We start from the raw sequence: 17249 nt of genomic DNA, 5'->3' as shown, positions 1-17249 counted from the left end.
CAGCCGACCCTCGCCGAGGGTCGGCTGCCGGGCCCAAAATGCGCGCGCGGTGCTGACCCTGTCAGCGCCTGAGCGTATGCGGGAGCCGCCGCTCCCCGTTGCGCCCGGCGAGCCGCGGGTCAATGCGCGGGGCGGGACAGGCCTGCGGGGAACAGGCCCGTTGGCGGCCCTGGAGAGCCGTGGTGGCCCGTGGTGGCCCCGGGGGACCAGGCAACGGCGCTCTTCAGCGCCGCGCCGCGCGGATCAGCTGCAGGATGTTTTCCGCCGCCTCGGGAATATTGGTGCCGGGACCAAAGATCGCCTTCACCCCCGCCGCCTTGAGGAAGTCATAGTCCTGCTGCGGGATCACCCCGCCACAGATCACCAGGATATCCTCCGCCCCCTGTGCCTGCAGTTCCTGAACCAGCTGCGGCGCCAGGGTCTTGTGCCCTGCCGCCTGACTGGAGATACCGACCACATGCACATCATTGTCGATGGCGTCCTGGGCGGCCTCTGCTGGGGTCTGGAACAGCGGGCCCACATCGACGTCAAAGCCGATATCGGCAAAGGCGGTGGCAATCACCTTGGCGCCGCGATCATGGCCGTCCTGGCCCATCTTGACCACCAGCAGACGCGGGCGACGGCCCTCTTCCGCCGCGAAGTCCTCGATGCTTTTCTGGATCGCGGCAAAGCCTTCGTCGCCCTCATAGGCCGCCCCATAGACCCCCGCGAGCGTCTTGACCTCGGCGCGGTGGCGGCCGAATTCCTCTTCCATTGCCATGCTGATTTCCCCCACGGTGGCGCGGGCGCGGGCGGCCTCGACCGCCGCGTCAAGCAGATTGCCCCCCTCGCGCGCGCGCCGGGTCAATTCGGCGAGGGCCGCGTCACAGGCCGCACTGTCGCGGCTGGCGCGGATCGCCTCCAGCCGTTTGATCTGGCTGTCGCGCACCTTGACGTTGTCCACGTCGAGAATGTCGATCGGGTCTTCCTTGCCCTTGCGGTATTTGTTGACGCCGACGATCACCTCGTGACCCCGGTCGATCATCGCCTGACGACGCGCGGCGGTTTCCTCGATCCGCAGCTTTGGCATGCCGGAGGCGACCGCCTTGGTCATGCCGCCCATCTCCTCGACCTCCTGCATCAGGTCCCAGGCCTTGTCGACCAGCTCGGCTGTGAGGCTCTCGACATAGTAGCTGCCGGCCAGCGGGTCGACCACATTGGTGACACCGGTTTCTTCCTGCAAGATCAACTGCGTGTTGCGCGCAACGCGCGCAGAGAAATCGGTCGGCAGGGCGATGGCCTCGTCCAGCGCGTTGGTGTGCAGGCTTTGCGTTCCCCCCAGCACCGCCGACATCGCCTCGTAGGCGGTGCGGATGACGTTGTTGTAGGGGTCCTGTTCCTGCAAGGACACGCCCGAGGTCTGGCAATGAGTGCGCAGCATCTTGGAGCGGTCGTTCTTGGCGCCGAACTCCGTCATCACCCGATGCCAGAGCGTGCGGGCGGCGCGCAGCTTGGCGGCCTCCATGAAGAAATTCATACCGATGGCAAAGAAGAACGACAGCCGACCGGCAAATTTGTCCACATCCATGCCGGCCTCGATCGCGGCCTTCACATATTCGCGCCCGTCCGCCAGCGTATAGGCCAGTTCCTGCACCAGGTTGGCGCCGGCCTCCTGCATGTGGTAGCCGGAGATCGAGATCGAATTGAACTTCGGCATCCCGTCCGACGTATATTCGATGATGTCGGAAATGATCCGCATCGAAGGTTCCGGCGGGTAGATATAGGTGTTGCGGACCATGAACTCCTTGAGGATGTCGTTCTGGATGGTGCCGGAGAGCAGCGCCTTGTCGTGGCCCTGTTCTTCGCCCGCGACGATAAAGGACGCCAGGATCGGGATCACCGCGCCGTTCATGGTCATCGAGACCGACACCTGATCAAGCGGAATGCCGTCGAACAGGATTTTCATATCCTCGACGCTGTCGATGGCCACCCCGGCCTTGCCGACATCGCCGACCACCCGCTCGTGGTCGCTGTCATAACCGCGATGGGTGGCCAGATCGAAGGCAACAGAGACCCCCTGCTGGCCGGCCGCCAGGTTGCGACGATAAAAGGCGTTGCTTTCCTCGGCGGTGGAAAACCCCGCATATTGCCGGATGGTCCAGGGCCGGCCGGCATACATGGTGGCCTTTACCCCGCGCGTGAAGGGGCCAAAACCGGGCAAGCTGCCCATATGGTCAAGCTTGGCCGTATCCTCGGGCGTATAGAGCGGTTTGACCGCGATGCCTTCGAGGGTCTGCCAGGTGAGATCCTCCAGTTTGCGTCCGCGCAGCTCTTTTTCAGCCAGCGCCCGCCAATCTTCCGGTGTCTGGGTCATGGAGTTGTCCTCTTGTCAGGTCGTCTTGCGGCATGCGTTCTGCTGCCACATTATTGTTGTCTGTCACGGCGTCCGATTTGTTCGGATCTTCGACCAGTTCGGCCAGCCCATCGGCGCCGGCCACCAGCCACATCATGTCGTCATAATAGCTCTCGCGCAGGCGCGCGGCCTCCTCGGCCGAGAAGGGCATCCAGCGGCCATCGCCATCGGGCAGAAGCGCCGACAGGCGCGGCGGCAGGTCGCAGCGCAATTCGGGCAGTTTGGCACTGGCGTTGAGCCGGAAACTGCCGCGCACGGCCGGGCAGTCAACCCCAGTCACCGCCGAAAGCTGCGCCTCCGGCTGGCTGGCAAAGACCTCATGCGCAAAGACCCGGATGCGGGCCCCGGGGATCGCGCAGTAGAGATCCTGGATCACATCGCGCCAGCTGCGCGGGCTGCTGGCGATATGGGACAGCAGGCTGCCGTTGGACATGCGCTGCGAATGTTCCAGCCGCACCGACAGGGCGGAGGCCCAGAACACCTCCGGGCTGCGGATGTTCAGCATCACGTCGGTGATCTTGCCGGAAAATGCGTGATCCAGCCGCGACAGGTGTTCGCCCGCGCCGGGATAGAGCTGCCCCAGCGACAGGGTCTGTTCCAGCGGGCCAAGCATATTGGCGTCGCTGATCACCACCGCGGCCGTTCCGGCCTGCTGCAACGCGCCCAGGTGCAGCGAAATCCGCCCCTGCGCCCGCTTCATCAGATCGCGTCCGGTCACTGCCGCCGCGCCGGGCTGGATTCCGTGCAGGAACCCGGTCCGCGTGCGCTCCGGCCCCATGCAGGCGAGGCCGTATTGCGCCAGGTGGTCGCCCTTGCGCGCCATGTATTTCTGAAAGCTGCGGGTGGCGCAGCGATGGGCACCAATGTGCAGGATCACTTTCATCGCGGGGTCTCCTCGTCCGTTCTGTCCGACCGGGGACAGCATGCGGTCAAAGGGGTTCCATCAAGCTTAATGAAAGATGATTTTTTTGTGCAATCAGCGGTTTCGCCCATCGCTTTTGGCGCTTGGGTGCATATATTCGCACCCAGAGGAGTGCTTATGAAAAATCTGTTCACCCTGGCCCTGGCCGCCACCCTGCCCCTGTCGACACTGGCCCTGACGACGCTGGCCCTGTCCAGCACGGCCCTGTCGGCCCAGGAGGCCCCCGTGGCGCAGGAGGGATCTGTGGCGCGGGAGGATGACCCCGGCCCCGCAGCGCCTGGCGCGCCGGACACCGCGACGTCCGAGGCAGCCATGGCGGCGGACACGCCGGTGATCCTGGTGCCGACGCTGGAGGTCATCGACGGGTATGACGTGGATCTGGAGTCGTACCGCTGGACCCACCGCCCGGTGGTGGTCTTTGCCGACAGCCCCGCCGATCCACAATTCCAGGAGCAGATGGACGAGCTGATGCAGGATGTGCCGGCGCTGATCACCCGCGATGTGGTGGTCCTGATCGACACCCGCCCGCAAGAGGCCTCCGCCCTGCGCAAGAAACTGCGTCCCCGCGGGTTCATGCTGGTGCTGGTAGGCAAGGATGGCGGCGTCAAACTGCGCAAGCCCCTGCCCTGGAGCGTGCGCGAACTGACCCGCACCATCGACAAGATACCGACCCGGCTGCGCGAGGTCGAGGAACGGCGGGGCGGCTGAAGCGTCACGAGGTCCGTCCCCGCGAAAAGAACAGCCGCCGGTTGCGTTTGTCAAAGACGGCCATGAACTTGCCCTCCGGGTCGAAGATCAACACCGACGTCGGGTCCAGCAGCGTGTTGAAATAGGCCTCTGCCATCTCATCCGCCATGCAATCCTTGCCCCCCGTGCCCGAGGACAACACCCCAAGCCCCAGCGGCAAATCGCGGGTCATGATCTGTTCGGTCACTTCGGTCGGCGACAGCTCGGCAACCTGAAACGCCACCGACTCGCCCTCGGTAATGGCGCGCATGCCGTCGGCCACCGTGCTGACCTTGCGGATCATCGAACTGATGCGGGTCGCCTTGACGTCAAACAGCGCGGCGGTGCAGTTGACGCGGGAATAGAAATAGAACGTCTCGCCCAGCTTGACCCAGTTTTCCACCTTGGAGCGGACTTCGTCCTCCTGGTCGAGACTACAGGCGGCCAGCGACAGCGCGGTCGCAGCCGCCAGCCCCAGAACAACGGTACGAACAAGACGGCGAGGGCGAGATTGCAACACGACAGGGTCCTTCGGTAACACGGGCACGCGCCGCCGCCAGTCCCCCGAAGTGCGGCGTGGCGCGGCGCGTGTCGAGACCCTAGGGCCGTGGACTTCATAAAGGTTTAACACACCCGCTTTCCGGGTGCGGTTTTGCGCGCGGATTGCGCCCCATGCGCCGTGCCGCCCGCAGCCGCCTGCCCCCATCGGGGCAAGCGGGCCGCAGGGCCTGGACAACGCGAGGGGAGCCGCCTGGATCATCGGGTCACTCGAACTCGATAATCACATCATCCACCGCGAGACTGTCGCCCGCAGCGGCATTGACCTTGGAGACCACCGATTTGCGTTCGGCGCGCAGGATGTTCTCCATCTTCATCGCCTCGATGGTGCACAGCGGCTGGCCCTCCTGCACTTCCTCGCCCACTTCGACCGCGATATTGACCACCAGACCCGGCATCGGGCAAAGCAGCATCTTCGAGGTATCGGGGGCCTGTTTCTCCGGCATCAGGGCGGCCAGTTCCGCCTGACGGGGGCGGCGCACATGCACCTTGAGGTCCGCGCCCCGGCTGCGGATGCGGAAGCCTTGGGTGATCTTGTCCACCTTCAGCACCAGCGGCGCATCATCGGTGGTGACATGGGCAATCAGGTCGCCCGGTGTCCAGTCGGAGGCAACGCGGATCGCCGCCCCGGTGTCCTCAAAGGTGACGGTAGCGCCGGCCGGATCTGCTGCGATCACAACCTTGTGGGTCTGGCCCGCGAGGTCCACCACCCAATTGTTGCCGACGCGGCGTTCGTGATTGTCCATCCGGCCCGACACCTGCGTGCGGCGGATTTCGGCGATCCGGTGCATCGCGGCACAGGCGGCAGCGATCCGGCGCAAGTCTGCGCCCGGCAGGGTCGCGCCCTCAAAACCGTCGGGATATTCCTCGGCGATAAAGGCCGTGGTGATGTCGCCAGAGATGAATTTGGGATGATCCATCACCGCCGACAGGAACGGCAGGTTATGGCCGATGCCTTCGACCTCGAAACTGTCGAGCGCCACCCGCATCGCCTCGATCGCGGCATCGCGGGTCGGTGCCCAGGTGCAAAGCTTGGCGATCATCGGGTCGTAATACATTGAAATCTCGCCACCTTCATAGACGCCGGTGTCGTTACGCACAACGACAGGCCCGGCATCACCTGCGGCCACGCCGGGGCTATAGGCGGCGGTTTCGGCTGGCGGGCGGTAGCGGGTCAGACGGCCGATGGAGGGCAGGAAGTTGCGATAGGGATCTTCGGCATAAAGCCGGTTCTCGATGGCCCAGCCGGTCAGTTTCACATCGTCCTGGGTCAGGCTGAGCGGCTGGCCCGCGGCAACGCGGATCATCTGCTCGACCAGGTCGACGCCGGTGATCAGCTCGGTCACCGGGTGTTCCACCTGCAGGCGGGTGTTCATTTCAAGGAAGTAGAAATTCCGGTCGCCATCGACGATGAATTCCACCGTTCCCGCAGAGGTATAGCCCACCGCCTTGGCCAGGGCGACGGCCTGTTCGCCCATGGCGCGGCGGGTTTCCGCGTCGAGGAAGGGGCTGGGGGCTTCTTCGACCACCTTCTGGTTGCGGCGCTGGATCGAGCATTCCCGCTCGCCCAGATAGATGCCGTTGCCATGGCTGTCACAAAGCACCTGAATTTCGATATGGCGCGGCTGGGTGACGAATTTCTCAATGAAAATCCGGTCATCCCCAAAGGAACTGGCCGCCTCGTTCTTGGACGACTGGAACCCCTCGCGGGCCTCGCTGTCGTTCCAGGCGATCCGCATGCCCTTGCCGCCACCGCCGGCCGAGGCCTTTAGCATCACCGGATACCCGATTTCATTGGAGATCTTGACCGCCTCGTCCGCGTCTTCGATCAGCCCCATGTAGCCGGGCACGGTGGAGACACCGGCCTCCTGGGCGATCTTCTTGGAGGTGATCTTGTCCCCCATCTTCTCGATCGCGCCGACGGGCGGGCCGACAAAGGCAACGCCTTCGGCCGCGAGCGCCTCGGCGAATTTGGAATTTTCCGACAGGAAGCCATAGCCGGGATGCACCGCCTGCGCGCCGCTTTGTCGGATCGCGGCCATCACCTTGTCGATCACGATATAGGATTGGTTGGCCTGCGGCGGGCCGACATGCACCGCCTCATCCGCCATCTGCACGTGCAGGGCCTGGCGGTCGGCGTCGGAGTAGATCGCCACCGTCTTGAGGCCCATCTTGCGCGCGGTCTTGATGACGCGACAGGCGATTTCCCCCCGGTTGGCGATCAGGATCTTGTCAAACATGTGCTGTCCCTTGTGGTCGAATATGTGGTCGATAGGTGCGACGTCGCGGGCGCAGACGCAAAACCGCCGCGCATGGGGGCATGACCCCATGGCGGCGGTTGGCCTGGCAGGCGGCGGGTGGTCAGAGCAAAGGTCGCGCGGCCATGATCGTGGCACGCCGACCGGTCGCGGCTAGCAGCGACCGGGGTTTTTCTGACAGTACAGAAGGTTGCCAGCGGCCCCGACGGCAGCCCCCGTGAGGAGGTTTCCGTTGAGCAGAGCAGAACCGGCCGCACCGGCCCCCGCCCCGTAAAGCGCCTGTTCGCCGGCGGTGTCGCCACAGGCCGCAAGCGCCGCAGTGGCAGCCAGCAGCGCCGCAAGAATGGATTTACGCATGGGTTTGATCCTTTTGGTCGCCCGAAGTGATGGCATGTCACTTGTGCCGAACCCATGGGGGCGTCCAGACCCATTTTCAGCGCTCCAGCGCCATGGGCGGCCGGTCGCACGCAGATCGCCGTCATCCGGCAAGGTTCCGCGCAATGCCTGCTGTGGGGGGCCGGTCGGGGATCAAACCGCCGCCGCGCGGCGTTGAGGCTGTCACGGTGATTTCGACCCCGAGGGCGGTGCCCCGGAAAAACGGGCAGGTGGCACAAAATCATGCGCACCTGCCCAGTCAGGTGGGGCCAGAAAAACAGCCAGAAGGGACAAAAAGGCTGCGTCGGCCGACCCACCCTGTCATGCCGCAAAATCTGCGCAAGCCGAGGCGACACAGGCGGGGTGGGAACGGCAGAAGCCCGCGCAATTCCCCCCCCCATGGGCAGGAAGACGCCGATACCCGCCAGACGTGTATCCGCTTGCACGGCGTCCCGCTGCATCTGGCCCCTTTGGCCCTGATCCTGTCGCCCTGCCCGCATGGTCTCAGCCCTCGAACGCTTCGGGAAAGGAGCGGCGGGCGACCTCGACATCAATCACCAGCAGCGCGTCGTAGCTTTCAGGATCAAAAGGATCGTCGACCGCAACAACTTCGCGCCCGAACAGCCAGCTGAGCCGCCCTGCATCCAGGTTGCCGCGCTCGAACGGCTGGTCGCCAAAGCACTCCCAGAGCGCTTTCATAAAGCCGGCATCGGCCCGGCGATCGGCAGGCCTGCGGTCGCGATACCGTTCGCGGACGGTGATCGGCGTGATGCCCTTGGGGTTGGGGCGACGAATGACGAATTGGAAATCTGTACCCGGAAGACGGCCGGGAAAACCGCGGTGTTTCAGCATTGGGGGGCCTCCGGTCCGGCACCCCGCAGGTCGGACGGGGCCGGCCACAGGGCCGGACCCCTGAAGTGATTACTTGTATTTGCCGGTGTAGACCGGTTCCGAAGAGATCGGCTCGGGCTCGACCACGACGTATTCCGGCTCTTTGGGGGCGCAAGCGGCGACAGCAACGAGTACACCGGCGAGCGAGAGAAGTTTGATGCTTTTGGACATATCAGTCTCCTAAGATCATAGATGAAACCTGGGCGGGAAGTCTCCCGCACCTCTGACAACCTGAAGGGATGGGCCACGACAGGCTGAGGCGCATATTTGCGTCCTGCGCGCACCATAGCGATAATGGTTTCAGGAACATATGACAATTCTGTCGCCCCGGCACGGCGGAGCGAAAAAATTGCGGGAAACTGCCGATTTGACACATTCGTCATCGTCAAAACCCCTCCCAGATGCAGGTTTCGCCGTCGATCAGGTAGGTTTCGAAATACTGCGTCGCCTCGGGCGAGACGGTGCCAAACGCCAAGGCGCGATCCGACAGGGAGATCACCACCCGCTCCGGCTGCAGCGCGTAGTGACGAAGATAGGGCACCGCCAGGGCCGCACACAGATGGTCGAGATCGGCACTGCTGCGCTCCGGGTCGGCGGTGCTGGCGATCTGCGGCGCCACAAAGCGAAACCGCGCCCAGAGCGCGCCGGTGGCCTCGTCCAGCAGCACCTCTGACAGGGTCACCGGCTGGCCGGAGGGCACGACAATCTCTGCCACCGGCATCTCGGGCTGGGCGGCCCGGCCCTGCGACGCCAGCAGCGCGCACATCAGCGCCGCCCCGCAGCAGAGCCAAAGCCCTGACACAACCCAAAGCTGCATGGCTTGGGACCTGACATCTGTGGAAAAAACGGCGTCAGAATTAAAAGTACCGCAGCCCCGACCTCGATCAGATCGAGCTCCTCCTGCCGGGGCTGCGGGCGCTGCGCTCAAGGCGCGCGCTGAACTCGTTTCGCCTGAAACAGAGCATGCAACCGATTCGGGCTCCATGTCAAACACTGTTACAAATTTGTGCGATTTCTCATCGCCACGCCCAGCCGGAAGGCATTTTATGAAGCTGTTACACAAATACGCGGTTTGCCCCGTAATCTGACGCGAGGTTAGCGCTGCGATTGCTTTGTTTTTGCGTTGACCCCCAATCATGCGAAGCCCCTGGCCGACCGGCGCGCCTGGGTGACCCAGCGTTGCCGCCGGGCCGGGTGGTCCAGAACGTCGCTGATCCGATCCGCCAGCCCGCGAGGCACGGGCATTGCCACACGCCCGCCGGCCTCGACCCGAATCATCTCGCCATCCTGGGTCAGTCGCAGCACCGGCGAGAACCCCCGCACCCCCTGCAGCGCCCGCCACAGATCCTGCCGGATCTGATGGGCCAGCCGCAGCGGATCGCCCATAGGCAGAGTGGTTGACGCCACGACGTCAAACCGTGCGGGCAGCTGGCGGGAGAGCGTCAGCTCCCCCACCCCACGCGTGATATGCCAACGGGATGTCATCGTTTCAGCCCTGCTTCAAAGCGGAATGTTGTCGTGTTTTTTCCACGGATTCTGCAGCTTCTTGTTGCGCAGCGAGGCGAAGGCCCGCGCCACCCGGCGGCGGGTCGAATGGGGCTGGATCACCTCGTCGATGAAGCCCCGCTCTGCCGCGACAAAGGGATTGGCGAATCGGGTCTCGTAATCCTTGGCATGCGCCGCGATCTTCTCGGGATCGTTCAGATCGGCGCGATGGATGATCTCGGTCGCGCCCTTGGCCCCCATCACCGCGATCTCGGCGGTGGGCCATGCGTAGTTGAAATCACCGCGCAGATGTTTCGAGGCCATCACGTCATAGGCGCCGCCATAGGCCTTGCGGGTGATCACCGTGACCTTGGGCACTGTCGCCTCGCCATAGGCGAACAAAAGCTTGGCGCCGTGTTTGATGACGCCGCCGAATTCCTGGCTGGTGCCCGGCAAAAAGCCCGGCACATCGACAAAGGTCAGGATCGGGATTTCAAAGGCATCGCAGAACCGCACAAACCGCGCCGCCTTGCGCGAGCTGTCGATGTCCAGGCAGCCCGCCAGCACCATCGGCTGGTTGGCGACCACGCCCACGGTCTGCCCCTCCAGCCGCAGGAAGCCAGTGATGATGTTCTTGGCAAACTCTTCCTGTATCTCGTAAAAATCGCCCTCGTCCGCGACCTTGGTGATCAGTTCCTTCATGTCGTAGGGCGTGTTGGCGTTTTCCGGGATCAGCGTATCGAGGCTGTTTTCGATCCGGGCCGGGTCATCAAAGAACGGCCGCACCGGTGGTTTTTCGCGGTTGTTGGCAGGCAGGAAGTCCACCAGACGGCGCACCTCGGCCAGCGCCTCGACGTCATTTTCAAACGCGCCATCGGCGACGGAGGATTTCTTGGTGTGGGTGGAGGCCCCGCCCAGTTCCTCGGCGGTGACCTGTTCGTTGGTGACGGTTTTCACCACATCGGGGCCGGTCACGAACATGTAGGAGGTGTCTTTCACCATAAAGATGAAGTCGGTCATCGCCGGGCTGTAGACCGCGCCGCCCGCGCAGGGGCCCATAATGACAGAGATCTGCGGGATCACGCCCGAGGCCATGATGTTGCGCTGAAAGATCTCGGCATAGCCGGCCAGCGCATCGACGCCTTCCTGAATGCGCGCGCCCCCGGAATCGTTGAGACCGATGATCGGCGCGCCGTTCTGGATCGCCATGTCCTGGATCTTGCAGATCTTCTGCGCATGGGTCGCAGAAACGGACCCGCCCAGCACCGTGAAATCCTGCGAAAACACATAGACCTGACGGCCATTGATCGTACCCCAGCCGGTGATCACACCATCGCCGGCGGGCTTGTTCGCCTCCATGCCGAAATCGGTGCAACGATGGCTGATGAACATGTCGAACTCTTCAAAGCTGCCTTCGTCCAGCAGCAGCTCCACCCGCTCGCGCGCTGTCAGCTTGCCCCGGGCGTGCTGTGCGTCGATGCGTTTCTGTCCGCCGCCCAGCCGCGCGTCGGTGCGGCGCTGTTCGAGTTCGGCAAGGATATCCTTCATGGCAAATGCCCCCTGATCAGTTTGGGCCACATGTGATCGATGCCCGTCCGTGCGGCCAACCCTAGCTTGCGCCAGTCTGCCGCCCAAGGCAATTGTGGCAAATTTGCAAAGTCACTACAGGAGCCGCTCGCAAACTCGCAAAGCTGCAAACTACAGGGTCGCCCCGACGCCTGCACCACCGCGATGTGCACACGCAGCATCAGGGCCTGGCTCCCCTGCCCGGCGGCTGACCCGACACTGGCCCGCCACTGGCGCGACTTTGCTGCGGCCTTGGCGCGACCCTGGGCCCGACCAGATAAATTGTATCCATTTTATCCCCGGCGTGGACATCGCACGAGGCTGGGCCTAGACGATTAACACGCAAACTAAACCGAGACGTATAGTGACCCGCACCACACCCCCGACGATCTGGACGCTTATCCTGCTTTCTGGCCTCTCGGCCCTGGGCATGAATATCTTTCAACCCTCGCTGCCGGGCATGGCAGACTATTTTCAGGTGGAATACCGGCTGATTGCCCAGTCGGTGCCGTTTTACCTCGCGGCGAGTGCGGTGATCCAGATCCTGATCGGGCCCGTCTCGGACAAGATGGGCCGGCGGCCGGTGATGATGGTGTCGCTGGTCTTGTTCCTCCTGGCGACGCTGGGCTGCATCTTTTCCACCTCGGCCTGGGTTTTCCTCGGGTTTCGCATGGCGCAGGCGGTGATCGCCACCTGCATGGTGCTGAGCCGCGCGGCGGTGCGCGACATGTACGAAGGCCCCAAGGCCGCCAGCATGATCGGCTATGTCACCATGGGGATGGCGCTGGTGCCGATGGTCGGGCCGGCGGTTGGCGGCCTGCTGGATCAGGCCTTTGGCTGGCACGCCAACTTCTGGCTGCTGTTCGCCTGCGCGCTGCTGACGCTGGTGATCTTCTACTTTGATTTTGGCGAAACCGGCACCGCCAGCGGCAAGACGCTGGTGGACCAGTTCCGCGAATATCCGGAGCTGCTGCGCTCGCCCCGGTTCTGGGGCTATTCGCTGGCCTCGGGGCTGAGCGCGGGCAGCTTCTTTGCCTATCTCGGCGGCAGCCCCTTTGTCGGCACCAATGTCTACGGGCTGAACAGTGCCGAACTGGGGATCTATTTCTCCGCCCCGGCGGTGGGGTATTTCCTTGGCAACTACCTGTCTGGCCGGTTTTCCGAACAGTATAGCATCAATGCCATGGTGTTCTGGGGGGCCATCGTCAACATCAGCGGGGTCTCCGTGTCGCTGGTGATCACGGCGGTCGGGCTGGACAGCGTCTGGACCTTCTTTGGCCTGATGTGTTTTGTCGGCCTCGGCAATGGCATGGCGATCCCGAATGGCACCACCGGGGCGATCAGCGTGCGCGCCCATCTGGCCGGCACCGCCTCCGGCCTGTCCTCGGCGATCATGATCGGCGCCGGCGCGGCGCTCAGCGGCACGGCCAGCTGGCTGCTGGTGCCCGGCTCCAACGCGGTGCCGCTGCTGGCGATCATGTGCGCCAGCGGAATTGCCGGCCTCGTCGCGATCCTGCTGGTGATGCACCGGGAGCGGCGTCTGGGTCTGACGGTCTGATCTGTTTCGGGCGCGCTTCGGGACCCGCCCGAAGCGCCTGGCGCGGAACGCGCCACCCCCAACTGCGGTGCTGGCTTTTTCAAAGCCGGCACCGTGGGCGGGAGCCTCCCCCTCCCGGAGGGGTCATGCCACCACCCGCCCTCTCGGCCCGAGCCCGGCTTGTCAGCACAGGTTTGCAGTTATACACTTCGCGCCAAACCAATTTGCAAAGGCGCGCGCCATGGCCACTCAAAAGCTCTACGCCGGGGCAAAGCTGCGCGAGATGCGCGGGCGCCTCGGCCTGACCCAAAAGGACTTCGCCGCAAAGCTCGGCGTCTCCCTGCCCTATCTGAACCAGATGGAGAACAACAACCGGCCCGTCTCCACCACGGTGGTGCTGGCGCTGGCACAGCAGTTCGGGCTCGATGTGACCGAGCTTTCGTCCGGCGACAGCGAGCGGTTGATCTCTGACATGCGCGAGGCGATGGCCGATCCGGTCTTTGCCGACGACCTGCCGCCGCTGGCGGATCTGCGCCTTGCCGCGTCCAATGCTCCGGCGCTGGCGCGGGCCTTTCTGGCCCTGCATCAGGCCTATCGGCAGACCCATGAACGCCTCGCCTCGCTGGACGAGGCCCTGGGGCGCGAGGATGCCCGCCTGCAGGCCAGCCCCTGGGAAGAGGTGCGCGATTTCTTTCACTACTGCGACAACTACATTGATGCCGTCGACCGTGCCGCAGAGCGCTGCGGGGCGTCGGGCGACCCTAAGGCCAGCGCCGAGGCCGCGTTGCAGGACATGGGGGTCACCCTGACCCTGCGGGACATGGTGGGGCTGCGGGCCTATGATCCGGAGACCAGGGTGCTGGCCCTGTCGCACCGCTCCGCTCCCCAGACGCGCCAGTTCCAGATGCTGCTGCAACTGGCGCTGCTGCGCCATGGCGACCTGCTGGAGGCGACGCTGGATTTTGCAAAGTTCCAGACCGAAGAAGCCCGCGCAATTGCAAAGATCGGCCTGGCCAACTATTTCGCCGGCGCCGCCCTGATGCCCTACGGCCGCTTTCTGGAGGCCGCCCGCGCCTGCCGCCATGATCTGGAGCTGCTGGCGATCCGCTTTGGCGCCTCCATCGAACAGGTGGCGCATCGCCTGTCGACCCTGCAGCGCCCCGGCGCCAAGGGCATTCCGTTCTTTTTCGTGCGGGTCGATCAGGCCGGCACGATCACCAAGCGCCACTCTGCCACGCGGCTGCAATTTGCCCGCTTCGGCGGTGCCTGCCCCTTGTGGAACGTGCACCGTGCCTTTGAAACGCCGGGGCGGTTCCTGCGGCAACTGGCCGAGACCCCCGACGGGGTCCGCTATATCTCGCTGGCGCGGGATGTGTCGAAACCGGGCGGCTCCTTTGGCGCGCCGGTGCGCCGCTATGCGATCTCGTTGGGCTGCGAGGTCAGCCACGCGGATGCGCTGGTCTTTGCCGACGGGCTGGATGTGACGCAGGCCTCCGCCTTTGAACCGATCGGGATTTCCTGCCGCATCTGCGAACGCCAGCATTGCCATCAACGTTCGGTGCCGCCGCTGGAACGCCGCCTGTCGGTGGACCCCAATGAACGCAGCGTGCTGCCTTACCGGGTCAGCTGAGCCCCCCCTGCGCGCCCCTTCGTCTGCGATTTGACGGCCACGGTGGGATCAGGGGCGTGACTTTTCCGACATCACCGGTACACTGGCCGCCAACACAAGAGCCCCATTTTCAACGCCCTGACCGCCCCCATGCGGTTGATTTCAACGTGGAGAATTCTGATGCGCATATTGTCCCTCGGGGGCGCGTTGGCCGCCCTGTTCATGACCTCCGGCTGCCTGGGGGACGGGGATGTGGTGCCGGTGAACCTGGATTACGCCTATACCAACTATGGGTATATCAACTCTGGCGATTTTCAGGCCGGCAGCTTTTTGCTGTGGAACAAGACCGAGGGCCAGATGGTGCATCTGTCGGATATTCCCGGATTTGATGCCCCCGTGCACCCGCGCGACAAGACGGTGCAGACCGCCTTTTATTCCAGCGGCGCCGATCTGGGGCTTGGCGCCAGAAAAGGTGTCATCCAGGCCCATGCCGATGCGCTGATTGCGGCCAATTCCTCGTTCGAGATCGCCTATCCCAACACTGTCGCCTTTGACAAATACCTCAGCCGCGTCAGCCGCTACCTGGGCGAGGACATCCGCGAGGGTGGCGATCTGTTGGACGAGTGGAATTTCCGCGATGCGGTGAATGCGGACAATCTCTATTACGTGCTGATCCGCAAGGTGACCTATGGCGACGGGATCGAACTGAAGGTCCACGGCGAGGCCCGCGCCGAGGGCGGTTTTCAGGTCCTGCTCAAAGGCGCCGATGTCAGCGTCGCGCTCAAGGGCAAGGGGCTGCAGCGGATCGCGGGCACCAATACCGAGGTCGCCTTTGACGTGGTGGTGCTGCGCCCCTATTGGAGCGACAATGGCGACGGTGGCCAGAACCCGGCCTTTTCGCCGCAGCGTTGGGTGGATGTGTCCGACCTGCCGGAACTGTTCCGCAAGACTGCCGCACGCGACCCCGAGCGACCCCGCCGGCAGCGCTGATCCCGGCTGCTACGCGCGCCCCTCGGCCCCTCCGCGTTGGCCAGGCTGCGGCCTCTTTGCGGCCCGGTGGGCACTCCGCGCAGGTTGGCTGACCGTCTGCCCGGCAGCGCCAGACCAGTGGTGCCAGACCGGGCGCGACAGACCGGCGGCGGCGGCACCCCCACGGGGGCCGCCGGGGGTCTCCTCAGCGCTGGTCTGTCTGCCAATTCGGGTTGAACCAGGCCTGCGCGTTTGAGGCAGGCAAGCGCCGCCCCAGAATATGGTCCGAGGCTTTTTCCCCCGTCATGATCGACGGCCCGTTGAGGTTGCCATTGGTGATGCGCGGGAAGATGGAACTGTCTGCCACCCGCAGCCCCTCGACGCCGATCACCCGGCATTCGGGATCGACCACCGCCATCGGGTCATCGACCGCGCCCATCTTGCAGGTGCCGCAGGGGTGATAGGCGCTTTCGACATGTTCGCGCAGAAAACCGTCGATCTCCTCGTCCGTTTGCAACTCGGTGCCGGGCTGGATCTCGTGCTTCAGGTAGGGTTTCATCGCCTCCTGGGCAAAGATCTCGCGCGTCAGGCGCACGCATTTGCGGAAATCAATCCAGTCCTGCTCGGTCGACATATAGTTGAACAGGATGTTGGGCGCGTCCTTGGGGTCCGCGGACGCCAAGGTGACCGCACCGCGCGAGGCAGAGCGCATCGGGCCGACATGGGCCTGAAAGCCATGGCCCTCGGCAGCCGCCTGCCCGTCATAGCGTACCGCGATGGGCAGGAAGTGATACTGGATGTCCGGGTAATCGATGCCCTTGTCCGACCGGATGAAGGCGGCGCTTTCGAACTGGTTCGAGGCCCCCAGCCCGGTCTTGGTGAACAGCCACTGCGCGCCGACCAAAGCCTTGCCGAAGAGGTTCCAGTATTTATAAAGCGTGATCGGCAATTTGGAGGCAAACTGGAAATAGAACTCCAGATGGTCCTGCAGGTTCTGACCGACGCCGGGGCGATCCGCGATCACCTCGATGCCGTGTTCGGCCAGATGCGCGGCGGGGCCGATGCCCGACAGCATCAGCAGTTTTGGCGAGTTGAGCGAGGAGGCCGCGAGGATCACCTCGGAATTGGCGCGGATCACCTCGATCTGACCGCCGCGTTCGACCTCGACCCCGACGGCGCGGCCCTCCTCGATCACCACCCTGCGGGCCAGCGCCCGGATCATGTCGCAATTGTCGCGCTTCAGGGCCGGCTTCAGATAGGCATTGGCGGCGGACCAGCGGCGACCCTTGTGGACCGTCATCTCCATCGCGCCAAAGCCCTCTTGCTGCGCGCCGTTGTAATCCGCCGTCACCGGATAGCCCGCCTGCTGCCCCGCCGCGACAAAGGCCGCGTGCAACGGGTTGTCGCGGGGGCCACGGGTGACATGCAGCGGGCCATCGCTGCCGCGCCAGTCGGGGTCGCCGCCATGGCCGCGGTCGTCCCAGGTCTCCATCCGTTTGAAATAGGGCAGCACATCGGCATAGGACCAGCCCGCAGCGCCGCTTTCGGCCCAATGGTTGTAGTCGCCGGCATGGCCGCGCACATAAACCATACCGTTGATCGAGGACGACCCGCCCACCACCTTGCCGCGCGGGCAGACCAGCTCGCGCCCGCCCAGGTGTGGCTCTGGCTGGGATTTATAGCCCCAGTCATACATCGCCATGTTCATCGGATAGCTCAGCGCACCGGGCATCTGGATAAACGGGCCGACATCGCTGCCGCCGTGTTCAATCACCAGGACCGATTTGCCCGCCTCGCTCAGACGGTAGGCCAGGGCACAACCCGCACTGCCGGCCCCAACAATCACATAATCCGCGTTCATCGCCTGTCTTCTCCTGTCACGGGGTCGCACCGCTGGCGGGCGGGGACCAAAGGCATCGCCTCTCGGCTCCCCATCGTCCCTTCGGACGACGGGGCGGGTG

General features: G+C 64.4%; 15 protein-coding genes. 4 read left to right on the top strand and 11 right to left on the bottom strand.

Annotated elements, in window-relative coordinates; genetic code table 11:
• Positions 1-223: 223 nt before the first annotated feature.
• Both scpA and TRIHO_RS09835 read right to left on the bottom strand, forming a co-directional pair.
• Positions 224-2353 carry a methylmalonyl-CoA mutase gene (gene scpA / locus TRIHO_RS09840; protein ID WP_068242585.1) on the bottom strand — a complete coding sequence of 710 codons (2130 nt, stop codon included), beginning with the start codon at positions 2351-2353 and terminating at the stop codon, positions 224-226.
• Positions 2316-3275, bottom strand: coding sequence for a hypothetical protein (locus TRIHO_RS09835; protein ID WP_068242582.1), 960 nt, complete (start codon positions 3273-3275; stop codon positions 2316-2318). The genes scpA and TRIHO_RS09835 overlap by 38 nt, the downstream gene beginning before the upstream one ends.
• A 156-nt stretch (positions 3276-3431) precedes the next feature.
• Here TRIHO_RS09835 and TRIHO_RS09830 point away from each other — a divergent pair, with 156 nt between their 5' ends.
• Positions 3432-4022: a DUF4174 domain-containing protein gene (locus TRIHO_RS09830; protein WP_082705096.1), complete on the top strand. Its 591-nt coding sequence runs from the start codon at positions 3432-3434 to the stop codon at positions 4020-4022.
• A 4-nt stretch (positions 4023-4026) separates the two neighbouring features.
• Here the strand turns inward: TRIHO_RS09830 and TRIHO_RS09825 are convergent, their stop codons facing one another.
• From TRIHO_RS09825 to TRIHO_RS09795, 8 genes are all read right to left on the bottom strand, one after another.
• A complete protein-coding gene (locus TRIHO_RS09825) occupies positions 4027-4560 on the bottom strand; it encodes a hypothetical protein (RefSeq protein ID WP_232367758.1) in 534 nt (177 codons plus the stop codon).
• Between the two features lie 244 nt (positions 4561-4804).
• Positions 4805-6838, bottom strand: a complete 2034-nt coding sequence (locus TRIHO_RS09820) for an acetyl-CoA carboxylase biotin carboxylase subunit (RefSeq protein WP_068242577.1) — start codon at positions 6836-6838, stop codon at positions 4805-4807.
• Between the two features lie 171 nt (positions 6839-7009).
• Positions 7010-7213 (bottom strand): hypothetical protein, encoded by a 204-nt coding sequence (locus TRIHO_RS09815; RefSeq protein WP_068242574.1) that lies wholly within the window; start codon positions 7211-7213, stop codon positions 7010-7012.
• 522 nt (positions 7214-7735) lie between these two features.
• Positions 7736-8083 carry a hypothetical protein gene (locus TRIHO_RS09810; RefSeq protein WP_068242571.1) on the bottom strand — a complete coding sequence of 116 codons (348 nt, stop codon included), beginning with the start codon at positions 8081-8083 and terminating at the stop codon, positions 7736-7738.
• Between the two features lie 69 nt (positions 8084-8152).
• On the bottom strand, positions 8153-8293 hold the full coding sequence (locus TRIHO_RS23865; RefSeq protein ID WP_165595902.1) for a hypothetical protein: 141 nt from the start codon (positions 8291-8293) through the stop codon (positions 8153-8155).
• Positions 8294-8507: 214 nt separating this feature from the next.
• Positions 8508-8939 carry a DUF6497 family protein gene (locus TRIHO_RS23240; protein WP_232367757.1) on the bottom strand — a complete coding sequence of 144 codons (432 nt, stop codon included), beginning with the start codon at positions 8937-8939 and terminating at the stop codon, positions 8508-8510.
• Between the two features lie 317 nt (positions 8940-9256).
• Positions 9257-9607 carry a hypothetical protein gene (locus TRIHO_RS09800; RefSeq protein WP_068242568.1) on the bottom strand — a complete coding sequence of 117 codons (351 nt, stop codon included), beginning with the start codon at positions 9605-9607 and terminating at the stop codon, positions 9257-9259.
• 15 nt (positions 9608-9622) lie between these two features.
• Entirely contained in the window at positions 9623-11155 is a 1533-nt protein-coding gene (locus TRIHO_RS09795) for an acyl-CoA carboxylase subunit beta (protein ID WP_068242566.1), read from the bottom strand.
• 382 nt (positions 11156-11537) lie between these two features.
• Between TRIHO_RS09795 and TRIHO_RS09790 the strand changes: the two genes are divergently transcribed.
• The 3 genes from TRIHO_RS09790 (at position 11538) to TRIHO_RS09780 (ending at position 15309) form a co-directional block, all read left to right on the top strand.
• Entirely contained in the window at positions 11538-12731 is a 1194-nt protein-coding gene (locus TRIHO_RS09790) for a multidrug effflux MFS transporter (protein WP_068242563.1), read from the top strand.
• 220 nt (positions 12732-12951) lie between these two features.
• Positions 12952-14340 (top strand): helix-turn-helix domain-containing protein, encoded by a 1389-nt coding sequence (locus TRIHO_RS09785; RefSeq protein WP_068242561.1) that lies wholly within the window; start codon positions 12952-12954, stop codon positions 14338-14340.
• A gap of 159 nt (positions 14341-14499) precedes the next feature.
• Entirely contained in the window at positions 14500-15309 is an 810-nt protein-coding gene (locus tag TRIHO_RS09780) for a hypothetical protein (protein ID WP_068242559.1), read from the top strand.
• A 184-nt stretch (positions 15310-15493) separates the two neighbouring features.
• On the opposite strand, the gene betA is transcribed toward TRIHO_RS09780, so the two are convergent.
• Positions 15494-17149 carry a choline dehydrogenase gene (betA, locus tag TRIHO_RS09775; protein ID WP_068242556.1) on the bottom strand — a complete coding sequence of 552 codons (1656 nt, stop codon included), beginning with the start codon at positions 17147-17149 and terminating at the stop codon, positions 15494-15496.
• Positions 17150-17249 lie beyond the last annotated feature (100 nt).

This window comes from Tritonibacter horizontis (assembly GCF_001518015.1).
Classification (GTDB): Bacteria; Pseudomonadota; Alphaproteobacteria; order Rhodobacterales; family Rhodobacteraceae; genus Epibacterium; species Epibacterium horizontis.
The sequence above is the reverse complement of the archived record's forward strand: the minus strand, read 5'-3'. Positions and strand labels throughout refer to the sequence as shown.

What these genes read in the sequence shown, in the direction of transcription:
- scpA (WP_068242585.1), bottom strand. Translation starts at nt 2,353, where the DNA reads ATGACCCAGACACCGGAAGATTGGCGGGCGCTGGCTGAAAAAGAGCTG.
- TRIHO_RS09835 (WP_068242582.1), bottom strand. Translation starts at nt 3,275, where the DNA reads ATGAAAGTGATCCTGCACATTGGTGCCCATCGCTGCGCCACCCGCAGC.
- TRIHO_RS09830 (WP_082705096.1), top strand. Translation starts at nt 3,432, where the DNA reads ATGAAAAATCTGTTCACCCTGGCCCTGGCCGCCACCCTGCCCCTGTCG.
- TRIHO_RS09820 (WP_068242577.1), bottom strand. Translation starts at nt 6,838, where the DNA reads ATGTTTGACAAGATCCTGATCGCCAACCGGGGGGAAATCGCCTGTCGC.
- TRIHO_RS09815 (WP_068242574.1), bottom strand. Translation starts at nt 7,213, where the DNA reads ATGCGTAAATCCATTCTTGCGGCGCTGCTGGCTGCCACTGCGGCGCTT.
- TRIHO_RS09810 (WP_068242571.1), bottom strand. Translation starts at nt 8,083, where the DNA reads ATGCTGAAACACCGCGGTTTTCCCGGCCGTCTTCCGGGTACAGATTTC.
- TRIHO_RS23865 (WP_165595902.1), bottom strand. Translation starts at nt 8,293, where the DNA reads ATGTCCAAAAGCATCAAACTTCTCTCGCTCGCCGGTGTACTCGTTGCT.
- TRIHO_RS23240 (WP_232367757.1), bottom strand. Translation starts at nt 8,939, where the DNA reads ATGCAGCTTTGGGTTGTGTCAGGGCTTTGGCTCTGCTGCGGGGCGGCG.
- TRIHO_RS09800 (WP_068242568.1), bottom strand. Translation starts at nt 9,607, where the DNA reads ATGACATCCCGTTGGCATATCACGCGTGGGGTGGGGGAGCTGACGCTC.
- TRIHO_RS09795 (WP_068242566.1), bottom strand. Translation starts at nt 11,155, where the DNA reads ATGAAGGATATCCTTGCCGAACTCGAACAGCGCCGCACCGACGCGCGG.
- TRIHO_RS09785 (WP_068242561.1), top strand. Translation starts at nt 12,952, where the DNA reads ATGGCCACTCAAAAGCTCTACGCCGGGGCAAAGCTGCGCGAGATGCGC.
- TRIHO_RS09780 (WP_068242559.1), top strand. Translation starts at nt 14,500, where the DNA reads ATGCGCATATTGTCCCTCGGGGGCGCGTTGGCCGCCCTGTTCATGACC.
- betA (WP_068242556.1), bottom strand. Translation starts at nt 17,149, where the DNA reads ATGAACGCGGATTATGTGATTGTTGGGGCCGGCAGTGCGGGTTGTGCC.